Origin of the sequence: Desulfovibrio sp. 86, assembly GCF_902702915.1 — a bacterium.
Taxonomy (GTDB): domain Bacteria; phylum Desulfobacterota; class Desulfovibrionia; order Desulfovibrionales; family Desulfovibrionaceae; genus Desulfovibrio.
This window is the reverse complement of sequence record NZ_LR738849.1, coordinates 675,178-691,277: the sequence shown is the minus strand read 5'-3', so window position 1 is coordinate 691,277 and position 16,100 is coordinate 675,178. Positions and strand designations below refer to the sequence as shown.

Annotated in this window: 16 protein-coding genes; 8 read left to right on the top strand and 8 right to left on the bottom strand. The window is 62.7% G+C overall.

Translation table 11 applies throughout. From position 1 onward, the window contains the following. Positions 1–85 precede the first annotated feature (85 nt). The 8 genes from DESU86_RS02935 (at position 86) to DESU86_RS02900 (ending at position 9,305) form a co-directional block, all read left to right on the top strand. Positions 86–2,557, top strand: a complete 2,472-nt coding sequence (locus DESU86_RS02935; RefSeq protein ID WP_232088241.1) for a pyridine nucleotide-disulfide oxidoreductase/dicluster-binding protein — start codon at positions 86–88, stop codon at positions 2,555–2,557. Further along, positions 2,554–2,769, top strand: coding sequence for a DVU_1557 family redox protein (locus DESU86_RS02930; protein WP_179979679.1), 216 nt, complete (start codon positions 2,554–2,556; stop codon positions 2,767–2,769). The genes DESU86_RS02935 and DESU86_RS02930 overlap by 4 nt, the downstream gene beginning before the upstream one ends. Continuing rightward, positions 2,766–3,560, top strand: a complete 795-nt coding sequence (gene trsM, locus DESU86_RS02925; RefSeq protein WP_179979678.1) for a DVU_1556 family methyltransferase — start codon at positions 2,766–2,768, stop codon at positions 3,558–3,560. The genes DESU86_RS02930 and trsM overlap by 4 nt, the downstream gene beginning before the upstream one ends. Next, on the top strand, positions 3,557–4,021 hold the full coding sequence (locus DESU86_RS02920) for a DVU_1555 family C-GCAxxG-C-C protein (RefSeq protein WP_179979677.1): 465 nt from the start codon (positions 3,557–3,559) through the stop codon (positions 4,019–4,021). The genes trsM and DESU86_RS02920 overlap by 4 nt, the downstream gene beginning before the upstream one ends. Next, the gene (locus tag DESU86_RS02915) at positions 4,018–5,595 is read left to right on the top strand and encodes a radical SAM protein (protein WP_179979676.1); all 1,578 of its coding nucleotides are present in this window, start codon (positions 4,018–4,020) and stop codon (positions 5,593–5,595) included. The genes DESU86_RS02920 and DESU86_RS02915 overlap by 4 nt, the downstream gene beginning before the upstream one ends. Further along, positions 5,592–6,995 (top strand): DVU_1553 family AMP-dependent CoA ligase, encoded by a 1,404-nt coding sequence (locus DESU86_RS14465; RefSeq protein ID WP_232088240.1) that lies wholly within the window; start codon positions 5,592–5,594, stop codon positions 6,993–6,995. Before DESU86_RS02915 ends, DESU86_RS14465 begins: the two co-directional genes overlap by 4 nt. Further along, on the top strand, positions 6,992–8,635 hold the full coding sequence (locus DESU86_RS14460) for an NTP transferase domain-containing protein (RefSeq protein WP_232088239.1): 1,644 nt from the start codon (positions 6,992–6,994) through the stop codon (positions 8,633–8,635). Before DESU86_RS14465 ends, DESU86_RS14460 begins: the two co-directional genes overlap by 4 nt. Positions 8,636–8,723: 88 nt before the next feature. Continuing rightward, complete coding sequence (locus tag DESU86_RS02900; protein ID WP_179979675.1) at positions 8,724–9,305, top strand: histidine phosphatase family protein; 582 nt, start codon at positions 8,724–8,726, stop codon at positions 9,303–9,305. A 510-nt stretch (positions 9,306–9,815) separates the two neighbouring features. On the opposite strand, the gene DESU86_RS02895 is transcribed toward DESU86_RS02900, so the two are convergent. The 8 genes from DESU86_RS02895 to tatB form a co-directional block, all read right to left on the bottom strand. Beyond that, complete coding sequence (locus DESU86_RS02895) at positions 9,816–10,367, bottom strand: hypothetical protein (protein WP_179979674.1); 552 nt, start codon at positions 10,365–10,367, stop codon at positions 9,816–9,818. A 26-nt stretch (positions 10,368–10,393) separates the two neighbouring features. Further along, complete coding sequence (locus tag DESU86_RS02890) at positions 10,394–10,732, bottom strand: SMR family transporter (protein ID WP_179981696.1); 339 nt, start codon at positions 10,730–10,732, stop codon at positions 10,394–10,396. After that, a complete protein-coding gene (locus DESU86_RS02885) occupies positions 10,732–11,214 on the bottom strand; it encodes a DMT family transporter (protein ID WP_179979673.1) in 483 nt (160 codons plus the stop codon). The genes DESU86_RS02890 and DESU86_RS02885 overlap by 1 nt, the downstream gene beginning before the upstream one ends. A 747-nt stretch (positions 11,215–11,961) precedes the next feature. Continuing rightward, positions 11,962–12,708: a 1-(5-phosphoribosyl)-5-[(5-phosphoribosylamino)methylideneamino]imidazole-4-carboxamide isomerase gene (hisA, locus tag DESU86_RS02880; protein ID WP_179979672.1), complete on the bottom strand. Its 747-nt coding sequence runs from the start codon at positions 12,706–12,708 to the stop codon at positions 11,962–11,964. Beyond that, positions 12,705–13,364: a hypothetical protein gene (locus DESU86_RS02875; RefSeq protein ID WP_179979671.1), complete on the bottom strand. Its 660-nt coding sequence runs from the start codon at positions 13,362–13,364 to the stop codon at positions 12,705–12,707. The genes hisA and DESU86_RS02875 overlap by 4 nt, the downstream gene beginning before the upstream one ends. Then, positions 13,364–13,960 carry an imidazoleglycerol-phosphate dehydratase gene (locus DESU86_RS02870; protein ID WP_179979670.1) on the bottom strand — a complete coding sequence of 199 codons (597 nt, stop codon included), beginning with the start codon at positions 13,958–13,960 and terminating at the stop codon, positions 13,364–13,366. Before DESU86_RS02870 ends, DESU86_RS02875 begins: the two co-directional genes overlap by 1 nt. Beyond that, complete coding sequence (gene tatC, locus DESU86_RS14695) at positions 13,957–14,769, bottom strand: twin-arginine translocase subunit TatC (protein WP_179981695.1); 813 nt, start codon at positions 14,767–14,769, stop codon at positions 13,957–13,959. The genes DESU86_RS02870 and tatC overlap by 4 nt, the downstream gene beginning before the upstream one ends. 671 nt (positions 14,770–15,440) lie before the next feature. Then, positions 15,441–16,100 carry a Sec-independent protein translocase protein TatB gene (gene tatB, locus DESU86_RS02860; protein ID WP_179979669.1) on the bottom strand — a complete coding sequence of 220 codons (660 nt, stop codon included), beginning with the start codon at positions 16,098–16,100 and terminating at the stop codon, positions 15,441–15,443.

The window sequence follows — 16,100 nt, the reverse complement described above, 5'->3', positions numbered from 1 at the left end:
CTTGTTGTGGGACCACGCGGGATGAACAGGGAAAAAGATTGTTGCCCTTACTTCACATCAAGTCGGTTTTCAGTGAGTTTACGCCATGATGGATCAAAAACGTCTGCACGAGATTGAAGCCCGCTGCACGCAGGAAAGCCCTCCGCGCTGCCGCGAAGCCTGTCCTTTTGATCTGGACGTACGCACCTTCATGGCGCGTATGGCCGAGGGCAAGCCCGGCGAGGCCCGTAAGCTTGTGGAGCGCCATCTGCCGTTGCCCGGCATCATGGCGCGCCTTTGTGACGCCCCGTGTGAAAACGTCTGTCTGCGGCGCGACCTTGGCGGCAGTGTTGCCATGCACGGCCTTGAGCTTGCCTGCATGCTGACGGCCGGCCCGCAGGGCCGCCCGTTGCCCTTGCCGCCCAAGCGCTTCAGCATAGCCATCATTGGGGCGGGTCTGGCTGGCCTCGCGGCTGCATGGGATCTTTCGCGCAAGGCGTATCCCGTGACGGTGTACCATGCCGGAACGCCCGGTCAGGCAGTGCTTGAAGCCTATCCGCAACTGCGCAACGAGGGCGACGGGGCTTTTGCCAAGGATTTTCTGGCCGAAGATATGGAACTTCTGGTGCGTCAGAAGGTGCAGTTTGTCGCGGCCGATCTGGATCAGGCCCTGCTGGACAAGGCGGCTGCGGAATATGCGGGCGTGCTTGTGGACGCGGGCGCGGCTCCGGATCTGGCTCCGGCCCCTGCGGCCCTGGATGAGGAAACCCTGCACTGGCGTGACGCCATCTGCTGCGCTGGCTGGCGCAGCGTGACGCCCACAGGGCACAGTTTCGCCTCATCGTCGCGTCAGGCCGGGCAGGGACGCCGCGCCGCCCAGACGCTGGAACGCCTGACCAGCGGCGTGTCCCTTACCGCCGCGCGCAACAAGGAGCAGGGCGCCCTGCATACGGACCTGCGCGGCATTGCGCCGGTACCGCGTGTGGAGCCAGCCGCCACCGTGTATGCCGCCGACGAGGCCGTGGCCGAAGCTGCCCGCTGCCTGCAGTGCCAGTGCATGATCTGCGTGCGCGAATGCGTGTATCTGCAAAAATACAAAGGTTATCCGCGTGTGTACGCACGGCAGGTGCACAACAATGCCTCCATCGTCAAGGGGCTGCACACGGCCAATGCCCTGATCAACGGCTGCGCACTGTGCGGCCAGTGTGAAGAGCTGTGCCCCGAAAATTTTTCCATGGCCGAGCTTTGCCTCTCCGCGCGTGAGGACATGGTGGAGAGAGGCTATATGCCCCCCACCGCCCACGAATTTGCCCTGGAGGATATGGAAAGCGCCTCCGGCCCGGAATGCGCCCTTGTTTTGCCCGACACTTCCCTGCCTTCTGGCCGTGATCCGTCGTGGCTGTTTTTTCCTGGCTGCCAGCTTGCGGCTTCGCGCGGGGAGCAGGTGGCCCAGGTATATGCCCTGCTGCGCGAACGCATGGCAGCAAGCCCCGAGCCCGGTGTGGCCCTCATGCTCTCCTGTTGCGGTATTCCGGCCCGGTGGGCCGGGCGAACCGGCCTTTTTGCCGAACATGCCGCAAAATTGCGGCAGACGTGGGAAAGCCTTGGCAAACCGCGCATAATGGCGGCCTGCTCGTCCTGTCTTGCCGCCCTGCGCGAATCCCTGCCCGAGGCGCAAGCCCTGTCGCTTTGGGAGGTTATGGATCAGATGGACCTGCCCGACAGGCCGTTGCCGTCCCCGCCTCCGCCGTCCGGCGGACAGACGGCGTCTTCCGGCGATCCGGCCCTGGCCGGAGGCCGTGGCGCTGGCCTGCCCGAAGTTTTTTCCATTCAGGATCCCTGCACGGCACGGCATGACGGCGCGTGGCTCGCGGCGGTGCGCAGCCTGGCCCAAAGGGCGGGAGCGCGTATTGAAGAGCCGCGTCTCACAGGAGCGTCCACAGCCTGCTGCGGCTATGGCGGCCTTGTGTGGTGCGCCCAGCCCGAACTTGCGGATGCCATGGCCGTACACCGCTCAGGGGAACTGCCCCATGCCGGCCTTGCCTCCTGCATCATGTGCCGCGATCGCATGGCGGCCAGCGGCAAGGAATGCTGGCATCTGCTGGATCTGTTGTTTCCCGGTCGCGCCACCCCTGAGGCAGGCAAGGAAAAAGGCCCCGGCCTGTCCGCACGCCGCGCCAACCGCGCGGCCCTGCGCCGCCGCCTCATGCGGGACTGGCTGGGACAGGACGCGCCGGAGCCAGGCAAGGGGCGGGTTCTCATAAGCGCCGAAATGTTGATCCGGCTGGAAGAGCGGCATATTCTGCTGGAAGACATTGAAGCTGCCGTGGCCGGGGCCGAAGCCAGCGGGCACTGCTTTAAAAATCTTGATAATGGTCACATTCTCGGCTCCTGGCGTCCCCGTCAGGTAACATTCTGGGTAGAGTATGAGCCCGAGGGCGAAAGTTTCCTACTGCACGATGCGTGGTGCCACCGTATGGTGGTGCCCGGTTCCGGCGGTCACGAGGCCGTGGACGTCATCAACAGCCACCAGTGCTGCACGGACGGGCAGCGCGGCGGGCAAGGAGGACAGTCATGAGCATGGGCCCCAACTACGCTCCCGACGGCGGCCAATGGGTATGCTGTCGCTGCAATGTGCCCCTGGAGCAGGGCAAGGTTCCGGTTTTTTATCTCAACAGCGCTTTTGACGTTATTTTACCGCGCTGCCCCAAGTGCGGCCTGACCCAGACGCCCAAATCCCTGGCTGAAGGCAAGATGGTCGAGGTGGAGGCTCTGCTGGAAGACAAATGAGCGCCCTGTGGGAGAGTGAATCTTTCCGCCGCGTCGCGGGCACGGTCTGGCGGCCCGGCGGCACGGCCCTGACCGTCAGGGGTCTTGAACTGTGCCGCAGCCTCTGCGGTCTCGCGCCCGGCGGCCTTGTGCTGGATATGGGCTGCGGCTGCGGGGCCACTCTGGGGCTGCTGCGACAGGCCGGATATGACGTGATGGGACTGGACAGGCAGGTGCAGCCCCAAGCCGTGAGCGCGGCGGGTGAAGGCTGTGGGCGGATCATCCGGGCGGACATGGGCAGGTTGCCCCTGGCGGCAGGCAGCATTGACGGACTTGTGTGCGAATGCGTACTTTCGTTGCTGGCTGACCCGCTGGACGCGCTGCGGCAGTGTCTGCGCGCGCTGCGTCCAGGCGGCGTGCTGCTCTTCAGTGACCTTACGCGGCGCGATGCAGAGGCTTCCGCCATATCGGCGCACGGGCGCGGCCTTGGGCAAAATTCCGCAACCAGCGCGGGGGCGCAGCCCGAAGGCGCTGATGCCGGTTTTTCCGCTGCGCAGGGCACGGGCGCATCCTGTATGGAAGGCGCACGTCCTGCGGCGCTGTGGGAGCGGTATTTACGGCAGGCGGGCTTTCAGATCGCGACGTATGAGGATCACAGTCGGGCGCTGGTGGAACTGGCCGCCCGCATGGTCTGGTACGGGGAACCCGGCTCCGGGGGTTTGGGTATTTCGGGCGGGTGTTCCTGTTCCGCCTCTGGCGGGGGGCGCAAATACGGCTATGGATTGTGGATAGCACAAAAGGAGAGAGCATGAATCCGATGATGATGGAGCTTCTGCCTCTGGTGCACGAGGGCTATTGTTGTAGTCAGTTGCTGATGTTGCTTATGCTTCAGGCCCGCGATCAGGAAAACCCCGACCTTGTGCGGGCGGTTCATGGCCTTTGTCATGGCATCGGCCAGTCGGACGGGCCTTGCGGCCTGCTCACTGGTGGAGCCTGCACTCTGGCGCTGGTGGCCGGCAAGGGGGCCGCCAGTGAAACGCCGCACGCCATGCTTACGCCTTTGCTCAACGATTACGCCACATGGTTTTATGAGCGCACCAACGCTTACGGCGGCCAGAGTTGCAGTCAGATAGCCGCCGGGCTTGGCGCAACGTCGGGCGCGCCGGGCGAAGCGCCCAATCCTGTGGCCTGCGGCGACCTGCTGGCCGAATGCTGGGAAAAGATTATCGAACTGGTCCAGAGCTATGATCTGGACATCATGCCCGCGTCATGATTTTGCGTCGAACCCAAAGCCTGTGCCCGGTCTGTCTGCGGCGGCTGGACGCCGTATACGCCCTGGCGCAGGACGATCCGCATTGTGTTGAACTGCGCAAGACCTGCCCCGAGCACGGCCTGTTCAGCGTGCCCGTATGGCGCACGGCTGCCCAGGATCCGTCAGACCACGCAGGCCAGCCCGTAGGCGGGGAGCAGGGCGGCGTGCCCGTTCCCGCGTTCGAATCCTGGACGCGTCCCAAAAGTCCTTCCTATCCTCTGCATCCCCGCACGGCCATAGCCGAGGGCTGCCCCTTTGACTGCGGCCTGTGCCCGGCGCACGCGCAACATACCTGTACGGGCCTTGTGGAAGTGACCCTGCGCTGCAATATGACCTGTCCCATCTGCTACGCGGGTGCGGGAGGTTCTGGGCGGGAAAACGGCGCTGATCCCGACCTTGCCTGCGTCGCCAGCCAGCTGGACGCGCTCAAAACCGCATCCGGCCCGTGCAATGTGCAGATTTCCGGCGGCGAACCCACGGTGCGTGACGATCTGCCGCAGATCATCGGCCTTGCGCGCCAGAGGGCCTTTGGTCTTGTGCAGGTCAATACCAACGGGCTGCGCCTGGCCGAAGAAGAGGGCTATGCCGCAAAGTTGCGTCAGGCCGGGCTGGATTCGGTCTATCTGCAATGGGACGGCGTGAGCGACGAGACATTCAGGACCTTGCGCGGCCGCCCCTGTCTCGATTTCAAGCGCCGCGCCGTGGAAGCCTGCGCCAGGGCTGGCCTTGGCGTGGTGCTGGTGGCCACCCTTGTGCGCGGCGTCAATGACGGCGAAGTGGGCGACCTGTTGCGTCTGGCCTTGCGTATGGGGCCAGCGGTGCGGGGCCTGCACGTGCAGCCGGCCGCGTTTTTCGGGCGCTACCCCTGGCGTCTGGATGAGGCCCCAAGGCTCACCCTGCCGGAGGTGATGGCCTGTTTTACCCGGCAGGTTCCCGATCTTGTGCGCCCGGAACATCTGCACCCGCCGGGGTGCGAAAACGAATTATGCTCCTTCAGCGCTGTTTATCGGCGTAACGATGCCGCGCCCTCTGCCCCTGAAAACGGGAGGGCAGGGGACGCCCAGCCAACGCTCCAATGGCTGCCGGACGCGGGCCAGTCCTGCTGTTCCCCGCGCCCGCAAGGCGCGGACGCTGCGGGCTCCGGCGCAAGGGACGCGTCTGCCCCTGGGGCTTCTTTGCCAGATGCTGGCGTGCCGCCGTCAGCGGAAGAGGGCGCGCGAAAGGCAAAGCAGTTCGTGGCCCTGCACTGGCGCGGCGACAGCATTGCAGCGGAAAAGACTGACGAGCAGGCATCAGGTCTGGGCGCTGCTGGCGCTGGTCTGGACGGGTTCAGCCGGTTTTTGGCCCAGGCAGGGGCCGAACGGCGATTCACCCTGTCCGCCATGGCTTTTCAGGACGCATTGAGTCTGGATATTGAGCGCGTGCGCGGGTGCTGCATCCACGTTTTGCGGCGAGACGGACGCATGATACCCTTTTGCCTGCACAATCTGACAGCACAGGACGGCACGCGGCTGTATGCGGAGGACGTCTCATGAGTTCATCTTCCTCGTCTGGTGCCGGGGCTTCTTCGCGCAAGGCTTCTTCGCGTGATCCTTCTTTCCGTGATTCTTCCGCGCGAGCCTCTTCCGCTGCTGCGGCTCCGGGCCGTGGTTTTCGCAATCCCCTTGATGCCTGGCTGGCGCGTCAATGCGGCGTGCAGGACACGGACGCCAACACCCTGGCGCGCGCCCTGCGTGAAGCCCGCGCCCGCGCCCTGACCCGTTGCCTGAACCACGCGGCAGCCCGCAGCGCCTTTTATGCCCGCAGTCTGGCCGGATACGACCTTGAGCGCTTCACTCCCGAAGATATGCGCGGTCTGCCTTTCACCACGGCTGACGATCTGGCCCGTTGGGAGGATTTTCTTTGCGTGTCGCGCGGCGAGGTGCAGCGCATGGTGACCTTGCGCACGTCCGGCACCACGGGCAGCCCCAAGCGCCTGGCTTTCACAGAAACGGACCTTGCCAGAACCGTTGATTTTTTTCGCGTGGGCATGTCGCAACTGGTGCGGCCCGGGCAAAAACTGGCGGTATTGTTGCCGGGGGCGGCCCGCCCCGATGGCGTGGCAGACCTGCTGCGCCAGTCCTTGAGCCCGTGCGGCGTGGAGGTGTGCACCCCGCCGCAGGATCTGCTGGTCCCTGCCAAAAGCCTGCAGCAAGGCTTTGTGAAAAGGACGCCGCCAGTGCTGCCCATACAGAAAATGGTGCAGGAGGGCGTGGCGCACTGCGCCCTGGGTTCATGCCCGTCAGCGCGGGTGGCGACGCCGCAGGCGGCGCTGGCAGGCATCCACCCGGATATTGTGCAGTGGCTCGACGAGGTGCGGCCCCATTGTCTCGTGGCCGCGCCAGGGCAACTGGAAGGACTGTTGCGTCATTTTCCCAAGAGCGGTCCTCCGGGGCTTTGCGGCCTGCTCAGCAGCGCGGACAGGCTTGATCCCGTGCTTGGGCACGTGCTGTCCACCGTATGGAACTGCACCGTGCTTGACCACTACGGGCTTACGGAAACGGCCTATGGCGGCGCGGTGGAGTGCCCGGCCCATGACGGGTATCACTTGCGCCTGCTGGATCTTGTTGTGGAAATTGTGGATTTTTGCGGCGATGAACCGCTGCCGCCTGGCGAGACAGGTGAAGTTGTCATTACCACACTGGAGCGCGAGGCCATGCCTCTTATCCGTTACCGCACAGGGGACGTGGCCTGCCTTTTGCCCGGGCCGTGCGCCTGCGGCAGCCCCTTGTCACGCCTTGGCCCGGTGCAGGGCAGGCTTGAGCGCTGCGGCAACCGCGTGCGTGTGGTGCAGATGCCCAAGGGCGGCACTCAGGCGGGGGCGTCCGTCCGCCAGGATCGCTCGGGCCACGACGGGCCGTATTGCACTGTGGGCGACTGGGAAGGCTTGATGTGACCGCCCGCGTACTGATACTGGCCGCAGGGCAGGCGTCCCGCATGGGCAGGGTCAAGGCTCTTCTGCCGCTTCCGCTGGGAGCGGCCGGGGAATGTTGCTCGGCCCTGGAGGGTCTGGCGCGCCTTTTTCGGCAACTGGGCATCGAGCACATCTCGGTCGTCACAGGTTGGCACGCGGCAAGCATTGAACCGGCGGCGCAGGCGCTCGGCCTTGCCGTGGTGCGTAATCCCAGGCCGGAAGACGGCATGTTCTCCTCAGTCTGCGCCGGGCTGTCGGCACTGGCCGGAGGCGATCCGGCATTGGCGGAAACGCCCGTACTGGTGCAGCCCGTGGACGTGCCGCTGGTGCGGTCCATGACCATACAGGCCCTGCTCGAGGCCCATGCGGCTGACCCGGAAAATGTTCTTGTTCCGACCTTCGTAGGCCAGGAGGGACACCCGCCGCTCCTGCCCGCCCGCCATCTGGCGCATGTGCTGCGCCATGCGCGCACTGGGGGCGAAAATGGCCTGCGGGGCGCTCTGGAAGGTCTGCCCGTGTGGCACATCCCTGTGGCGGACAGGCTTATGCTGCCGGATATGGACAGGCCTGAAGACTATGAACGCATGAAGCTTCTGGCTTTGCGCAGGGATGTCCTGCGGCCGGACGAGGCCCTGGAGCTGCTGCGCCTGCATGAAGTGCCCGAAAAGGGGCTGCGCCATGCCCGCGCCGTGGGCACGGTGGCCGCAGCCCTGACAAAGGCCCTGGTTCAGGTGCGGCGCACAAAAAACCTTGGCGCTAAAGGCGTCACTGTCCCCAATCCTGAGCGTGCCCCTGAGCTTGCCCCCGACCTTGGGTCTGAGATCGCCTCTAACCTTGGGGCTGGCCGTGGCACGTGCCGTGATTCTGGTCCTGGCTCTGGTCCTGGCTCTGACTCTGGCGTTGGCCCAGATTCTGGTTTTGGCTCTGTTTTTTACGCTGACCTTGACCCTGATCTTGCCCTGGCCGGGGGGCTGGTGCACGATATCTGCAAGGGCGAAAAAGGGCATGAGGCTGCGGCGGGACGATTATTTCGCCATCTGCGCCTGCCTCTCATGGCGCACCTTGTGGAAGACCACCGGGACCTGACTTTGTCCGACGACCATCCCATCACCGAAAGGGAACTGGTTTTTCTGGCTGACAAATATTGTTACGGCGGATGCTTTGTGCCTGTGCGTCAGCGTTTTGAACAAAAGCTGGAAACCTTCGGCGCTGAAGCGGCGCAAGCCATCAGAGGACGCATGGAGCGGGCTCTGGCCATGGAAGCCCGGCTTGCCCGCGAACTTGGCTGCCCCGCAGGCGGGCAGGGTGTTCGGGGCCATGACCAGGACTGCGCGCGGGGTGAAGCCCCTCAGCCACCGCAGCCTGCGCAATCCCCGCAGCTACCGCAGTCCCCGCAATCGCTGCAGGCTGGGCAGTCTCCGCACCTTTCGCGCCCTCCATATCCCCCATATCCCCCATATCCCCCATATCCCGAGGACATAGCCCACGACGCTTTGGCGGCACTGGCCGTTCAGGACAATCAAACGCAGGGCGACGGCACGCCGTTTGCCCCCTGCCCCGATAAGGCGGGCGGCGGGGCAGTACTTCGCGTGCCCTCTTGCCCCGGTCAGGGGGGGCGATAAAAGGCCGGTTTTGCGGGAAATGGAAAAAATCTGTCAAGTCTTGCCCGAAATTCGGGGAGCGTGCTACAGAAAAAACTGGAGATTTCAGATGAACGGCATGTGGCTTGTGCGTCACGGCGCTTTGCCGCCCAATCCTGAGCGGCGCATCGTGGGAAACCGCGATATCCCGCTCAGCTCTGCCGGGCGGCAGCAGATATACGCTCTGGCTCATGACTTCATGCCCATATTGGCGGGAAGACTGGCGGCAGTGGTGTCCTCGGATCTGGGGCGTTGCCGTGAGACCACGTCCATTCTTCTGACCGGAAATGAATGGACCGCCAGCCCGCCCCCGGTACATTTTGAACCAGGACTGCGCGAGCTGGACATGGGCCAGTGGCAGGGCCTGACAAAGGCCGAGATTGAAGCGCGCTTTCCCGGTCAATATGATGCGCGAGGCCGGGATTTTGCCCATTTTCGGCCAGAGGGCGGCGAGAGCTTCGCGCAATTGCAAAGCCGCGCCCTTGAAGCCGTGCGACGCTGGCGGGGGCGCTACCCTGAAGGCACGCTGTTGCTGGTGGCCCACGCTGGCGTTATCCGCAGCTTGCTGGCCCACTACATGGCCCTGCCGCTTGACGATGCCCTTCGTATCCCCCAGGAATACGCCTGCCGCACCTTTGTGCCGGAATGGTAGGAGCAGGCCCGCGCCGTAGCGATGAAATGCTTTGTGGGGGAGGCGGGCTTTTGGCCACACCGTGCCCATTTGAAATACTTTGTGGGGGAGGGACCCTTTTGCAAAAGGGTCTCCTCCCCCACGCCCCCACCCCCTAAAACTCTTGGTGTAGTTACTAGAGCACCAAGTTTTTTTGATCTCAGGGAGGGGCAGCGACAGCCTCGACCGGGCAGCATGCTATTTCAAAATTATTCTGCTCTAGAGCAGTTTACGAATGAAATGAGTTAAATGCTCTAACAGTGGCTGTTCACCAGTTCTGCTGCGTGCGTCCGCGCAGGTATCCCCATTCTCCACAGTATCTGCAACCGCGTGTCTGTAGGTAAGGCGAACCCCCATTGAAAATGTCTGTTTTCAATGGGGGTTCGCGTTCGTTACGGCATGGGGCTGCAGCGAAAAAAGGCGATTGCGCCTTCATGGCAAGCGTCAGTTTACGCGGTGGTCAAGTATGTTCAGGGTGGAATTGCGCCGGGGTCAGCGCAACTGCAGGTTCACGCCTTTGGCGTCAAAAACCTGAATGCCCAGAGAAATGTATTTTTCCGCCAGAACGGCAGGCTCCAGGTTGAGCGAGAGGTGGCGCAGTTCTTCATGGCTGAAACCGGTGAGCCAGCGGGCGGCTTCACGCCCCAGCGGAGCCAGTTGCGCCAGCGGGGTAAACAGGATGGCCGGGCAGGTCTTGTAGGCGTACAGGCTGCCGTTGATGAGCGCAAAGGGAAAGAGGCCGCATGCCACGGGCCGCCCTTCGCGTGGCAGGCCGCAGCCCTCGGGCGAACACGACTTGCAGCCTCGGCCATCCATATAGGCGGTGTCGGCGTTGAGCATGTAAAAGTCTTTTTCAATGCCAGCGTGTATCTGCCGGGGCAACAAGGCCATAGGATAGGGTTCGTTGGAGTCCTGCGGGCCGCAGCAGTAGCGGCAGTCACAGCAGTATCCGTTCTCTATCCAGCCGTCACGCCAGCGCAGCGTCCGGCGGCGCGGAAAAAGACCGCGCCACTTTTCAAGATAATCCCAGAATTTTTTTCCCACAATTGCCTCCGGCAGACGCCCGGGCGTCAACTCATATGCAAAAGCGCCATGCCTGTCATGAGCAAGGCCATGCCAGCAAAGGCGCAGGGCCGCAGGTTCTGGCTGAAAAACAGCCAGCCGCCAAGGGATGTGCCCAGGATGCCAAAGCTGCCCCACATGGCATAGGCCACGGCCAGATCCATATGGCGCACGGCCAGCGAAAGACAGTAAAAAGCCAGACCCACAAGCGCCAGTGAAAAGAAGCCCAGCCAGCGGCGGCGAAAGCCGCCGGATTTCGCCAGTAAAAGGTTTGCCAGCACGTCCAGCGTGGCGGCCAACACAACCAGCAGCAGTGAAAGGCTGAAAAAGGACGTGAAGGCTTGCATCATGCCCCTTCCCCTGCCCGAAACTGCGTCGGCGTGCCGCCTGCGGCAGACGTGGGACGCGCTGCGGGGTGGATGGCGGCAGTGGCGCCTTCCTTGCCATGTCCAGACCCGTGCCCAGTCTCGCGCCCAGTCCCGTGTCCAGTCCCGTGATGGACAAGCAGCGCGCCCGCCAGTACGCACACAAGGCCAAGGGCGCGCTTTACGGTCATGCTTTCACCCAGCAGAGCAACGCTGCACAGGGTTATGAGCGTCAGCCCCAGCCCCTCCCAAAAAGCGAAGGCCACGCCCACGGGCAGGCCGGTGGTGGCTTTTGCCAGCAGATAGTAGGAAAGGGCAATGGCCAGCCACATGAGCGTCAGTCCCAAGAGGGCGGCATGGGAAAAATCCCAGCCTTGCGCCATCTTCATTACCGTGGTTCCGGCCACTTCAAAAACAATGGCTCCCATAAGGCAGAACCAGTGGCGGGGTTTGGTCACAAGCATTCTATCCTCGCGTGCAGTCCGGCCAACCATGCCGGGCAGGCTTCAGGGGCGTGCCCAGCCGTAGTTTGTCCGGGATTTGAAACAACCAGAGCGTCGGCCGCCTGACGGGGCCGCCGCGCCAAAGGACATCTGCGTGCGAGGAATTAAAGGAAGGAACGCCAGTAGCGCTCTTCAGGGTAGCCGCAAAAAGGGCGGCCAGGATGTTGCTGGTTGTAAAAAGCTGACTTCATGCGGAGAGTATAGGTACTGCCCGACGGCTTGGCAAGGGCGGTTCAGCCCGGGGCAACAGGCCAGGACAGAGCAAGACAGGCCCAGCAGGCCAGGCAGGTCAGAACGTGGGCAGCGCCCGACATACACGTGCCCAGCACAACAGGCCCATGTGGACGTCGTGCGTCCGAACGGGCCTGGGGTTTTTTATCAGCCAGAACAGATGAACTTTGAGATGGTGTGCTGTCTGGAAGACGCGGCCTTTGGCCCCCTCAAAATCACAACACACTTTGAACTATCCTAAGGAAGCACTGATTAAAGGGCCTCTTGGAAACGCGCAGTTGTTTCGTTTGGCAAGGCGCGAACTTTTTTTGAAGCAGGAGTGGACTCTTCCATCCTCGATTGTTTCAAAAAAAGTGAAGCAACGCCGCCAAATGGAATAAATCAGCGTTTCCAAAGATTTTGGGGGGTGGGGGTGTGGGGGAGGGACCCTTTTGCAAAAGGGTCCCTCCCCCACAAAGCATCCCAACGAATTCTGCCCTAAACCTGCACACCAGCCTGGGCGTCGATCCAGGCATTGGCTTCTTCAAGGTTGAGCGTTCCCTCGTAGAGGGCGCGCCCGCTCACGGCGCCGATGAGGCTGGTATTGAGGGTAAGGGGGTAGAGATTTTTTACGTCTTCAAGCGTGGCCACGCCGCCCGCCGCAATGACGGGCACGGTGGAAAGCTGCGCCAGATGTTTCAGAGCCGCCACATTGACGCCGCACTGCATGCCGTCGCGTTCGATATCCGTGTAGATGACAAAGGCCGCGCCGTCTTCAAGCAGGCGGGGCAGGGCCGAATCAACGGTCATGCCCGTATCTTCAACCCATCCGCGGCTTTTAAGGCGGCCGCCTTCAGCATCCAGTGAAACGCCGATCTGGCCGGGAAACGCACGGCACATGGAGGCGAAAAGCTCTGGCTGTTCCAGAGCCAGGGTGCCGATGATAAGGCGGCTGACCCCGGCTTCAAGGTAGCCTTCGGCTGTTTTCATGTCGCGGATGCCCCCGCCCAATTGCACGGGGATGGAAAGGGCCGTGCAGATATCCCGCACGATGTGTCGGCTTTGGGCAGCGCCGTCAAAAGCGCCGTCCAGGTCAACCACGTGCAGCCAGCGTGCCCCGGCATCTTCCCAGGCTTTGGCCGCGTCCACAGGGCTTTCGGCAAAGGTCGTGCTTTCATGGGCACGCCCCTGCTTGAGGCGAACGGCCTTGCCATTCTGAATATCCACCGCTGGAAACAGAATCATAATCCCAAATCCTTCACAGCCTTGCGTATGGCTTCCACGGTGAGATCCTCGGCAGTGACCCACTGGCCCTTGCGCTTGAGGAACGAGCCCATATTCAGCAGGTTTTCCGACAAGCCCAGCTGTTTTTCTTCAAAAACAGAGCGGTCCATAATGCTGCCCGTGTCAACGCGCAGCAAAAAGAATTCGACGCGCACGTGAGCCGACTGGGTGACCCCGGCCGTGGAGCCTTCACGTTCGTGCCAGTCCAGCACCTGGGGAATAAGCAGCACCTGCGCGCCCTGCTTTTTGCCGTATTCTATCCAGCGGGGCAAAGCCTGCGGTTGTTCGGAACTGTGAAAGGTCGTCAGATCCTTGGGCAGGGTGCGCACACTGATAAACTTGTACTGCCGGTTGGTGTCGGTGGTCAGTACGCGGCGCAGTTGCATATCCAGGGAGGTCAGCATGTCTTCGGGAACGCGTCCCTGGTCTTCGGGGATGCGTCCCATGATGAGCTGGCTTGCATTGACGGGTTGGGTAAAGGGAGCCACGGTTATGGAGTAGGTGCCGGAGAGGTTGCGCGGCACATCGGCTGTGCTGCGCGGACGCTTGGAGCAGGCGCCCAGAGCAAGAACGAGGCTCAGAACGATGAGTAGAAATATATTCAGGCGGTTATGCATTAATCAAGACCTCCCTTGGTGCTGCGGATGGTTGTGCCGTGCCGCCGCACCGCCTGAGCCAGTGCAAGCCCAAGACCCTTGGCGGCGGATTCCAGCAGGTGGTGGCCATTCTTGCCGTAGCGCATCTCCACATGCAGATTGCAGCGTGCGCCGCTTGCAAGAGCCTTGTAATATTCACGCCAGAGGTCTTTTTCCTCCCCGGCGAGTACGGGCGGCAACAGCTCGTCGCCGCGCCACTCAAGCCAGGGGCGGCCTGAAAGGTCTACGGTAACTTCGGTAAGGGCTTCGTCCATAGGCACGCGGCCGTAGCCGACGCGGGCAATGCCCGCCCTGTCGCCCAGCGCTTCAAGCAGGCTTTTGCCCAGGGTAAGGCCCACGTCTTCAGCGGTGTGGTGGGCGTCCACTTCCATATCGCCCTCACTGATGAGGGTGAGATCCATGCCTGCCCAGAATGCCGTCAGAGTCAGCATGTGATCCAGCAGGCCAAAGCCCGTTCTGATATCCGTTTTGCCCTGGCCGTCCAGCGTCAGTTCAAGGCGTATGTCGGTTTCGGCGCTGGTGCGCGCCTGTGTGGACGTGCGCGGGGCGGTACTCATGATTCCTCCGAGGTACGGGCGGCCTTGGCGTCTTTGGATGCGTCAGTAGTTCCGCCTGCGGCGGTCTGCTTTTCCTGGCCTTCGCTTTCTTCGTCTTCGCTCTTTTTGGGTTTGCGGCCAAAAGCGGCGGCCACTAAGATACTTATTTCATACAACACGAGCATGGGGCAAGCCATGAGAAGCTGCGAAACCACATCCGGCGGCGTAAGAATGGCGGCCACGACGAAGATGCCAAGGATGGCGTAGCGCCGTGCCTTGCGCATCATGGCGCCGGTGATGACGCCCATGCGGGCTAAAAAGAAGGCGAAAAGCGGCATTTCAAAGATGATGCCAAAGGCCAGAATAAGCTTGAGCACAAAGCTCAGATAATCGCTGACCTTGGGCATGGCCACGATATCTTCCGTGGCAAAGCTCACAAAGAAGCTGAAAGCGTAGGGAAAGACCACAAAGTAGCAGAATGCCCCGCCGGAAGCGAAGAACAGGGCGGACATCACCGCAATGGGAATGATGTATTTTTTTTCCTCTTCATATAATCCCGGCGCGATGAAGGACCATATCTGATAAAAAATCACCGGGCTGGACGCAAAGATGCCCGCCACCAGGGCAATGTACATGCGCGTGAAAAAACCTTCGGGCAGGGTGGTGTAAATGGCGTGCGAGCCCTTGGGCAGCACGGCCAGCAGCGGGTTCACCAGCGCGTTGAAAATGGGGTCCACCACCGCCCAGCAGGCAAAAAATCCCAGAATAATGGCAATGCAGCAGCGCACGATGCGCATGCGCAGTTCACCAAGGTGGTCCATAAGGCCCATGGCCTTGTCCGGCTCGTCATCGTCGTCATCGTCATCGGGGGTGGCGGGAAGGTTGCCGCCCGAAGCAACGGGAAGAGGCGCGTCGCCCGACGTGCCCGCAGGCGGAAAGGGGCTTGCCGGGGGCAATGGGGGCTGACCGCCCGACGCCGCTGTGGCCGGAGTGGCTTCAGTCGGCGGGGTTGCTTCAGGTGCAGCGGCCGCTGGCTCCGAAGCATTGTGCTCTGCAAGGGAATCAGCGGCGGCTTCCGGGGCGGCCGCATCCTGCTGCGTTGCAGCGAAAGTTTTTTCCGGGGCGTCGTCAGCAGCAGCGTTTGCGGCGTCGGGCGTGGGGATTGCCGTGGCGTTTGCGGCAGCGTCTGTCACAGCGCTTGCGGCAACGGCTGTTACTTCGCCTGCCGTTGCTCCAGCTGCGGCGCTTGCCGCAGCGTCAGTGACTTCGCCCGCCGCAGCGCCTGCCGTGACGCTTGGCGCAGCGGCGTTGCCCGCATCGCCTGATGGCGTTGGTGGCGCTGATGGCGTGGCAGAGGCCGCCAGCTTGCTGACGGCCTCAAGATCAATCTGGCCTATAACGGACAGAGCGGCGGATGCATCCGATTCCTGACCGGACTCCGGGGAGTCGGCCGCCTTGGCATCAATCGCAGCCTGCTCAAGAGGGGCTTTTTTTTCGTCAATCATGCCTTGCCGCCGTTTTCAGAGGCTGTTGCGGTCTGCGCCAGACGGGCTTCCGCCGCACGGGCTTCAGCTTCAGTTCGTGCAAGGGCTTCGGCCAGAGGGCTGCCCTCGGGCGGAACAGGCACGCCAGTGTCGTCATTTTCAGCCCCGCTGGCAGGAGACGCCTGCGGCTGATCTGCCTCGGTTGCGGCTTCCGGCGCATGCTGGCTGGCAGTCTGGGCTTCGGCAGCCGCCTGGGCTTGATCGGCAGACTGTTCGGGATGTACCGCAGTGGTGTCCAGCACGGCCTCAGCCGCCGGGGTGTCTTGCGGTTCCGTCGTCTGCGCGTCAGCCTGGGGCGTCTGGCCTTCAGCCTGGCCGGCGGGCTGTTCCGTGGCCTGACCAGCTACCTGACCAGCCGCCTGGGCGGCGGCCTGCGCGGCTTCGGCTTCAGCTCTGGCGGCCTCTCTGGCAGCCTGGGCAGCCTCTTTTTTACGTTTTTTCTGTTCTTCCTCTTCAACCTCGGCATTGAGGGTGCGCTGGAAGTCGGTGGAAACCCGGCGGAATTCGCCCAAAGCCTTGCCCAGTGTGCGCGAAATGTTGGCCATGCTCTTGGGGCCAAGCACAATCAGGGCCACCACAAGGATGACCAGAAGCTCAGTGCTGCCTATACCGAACAT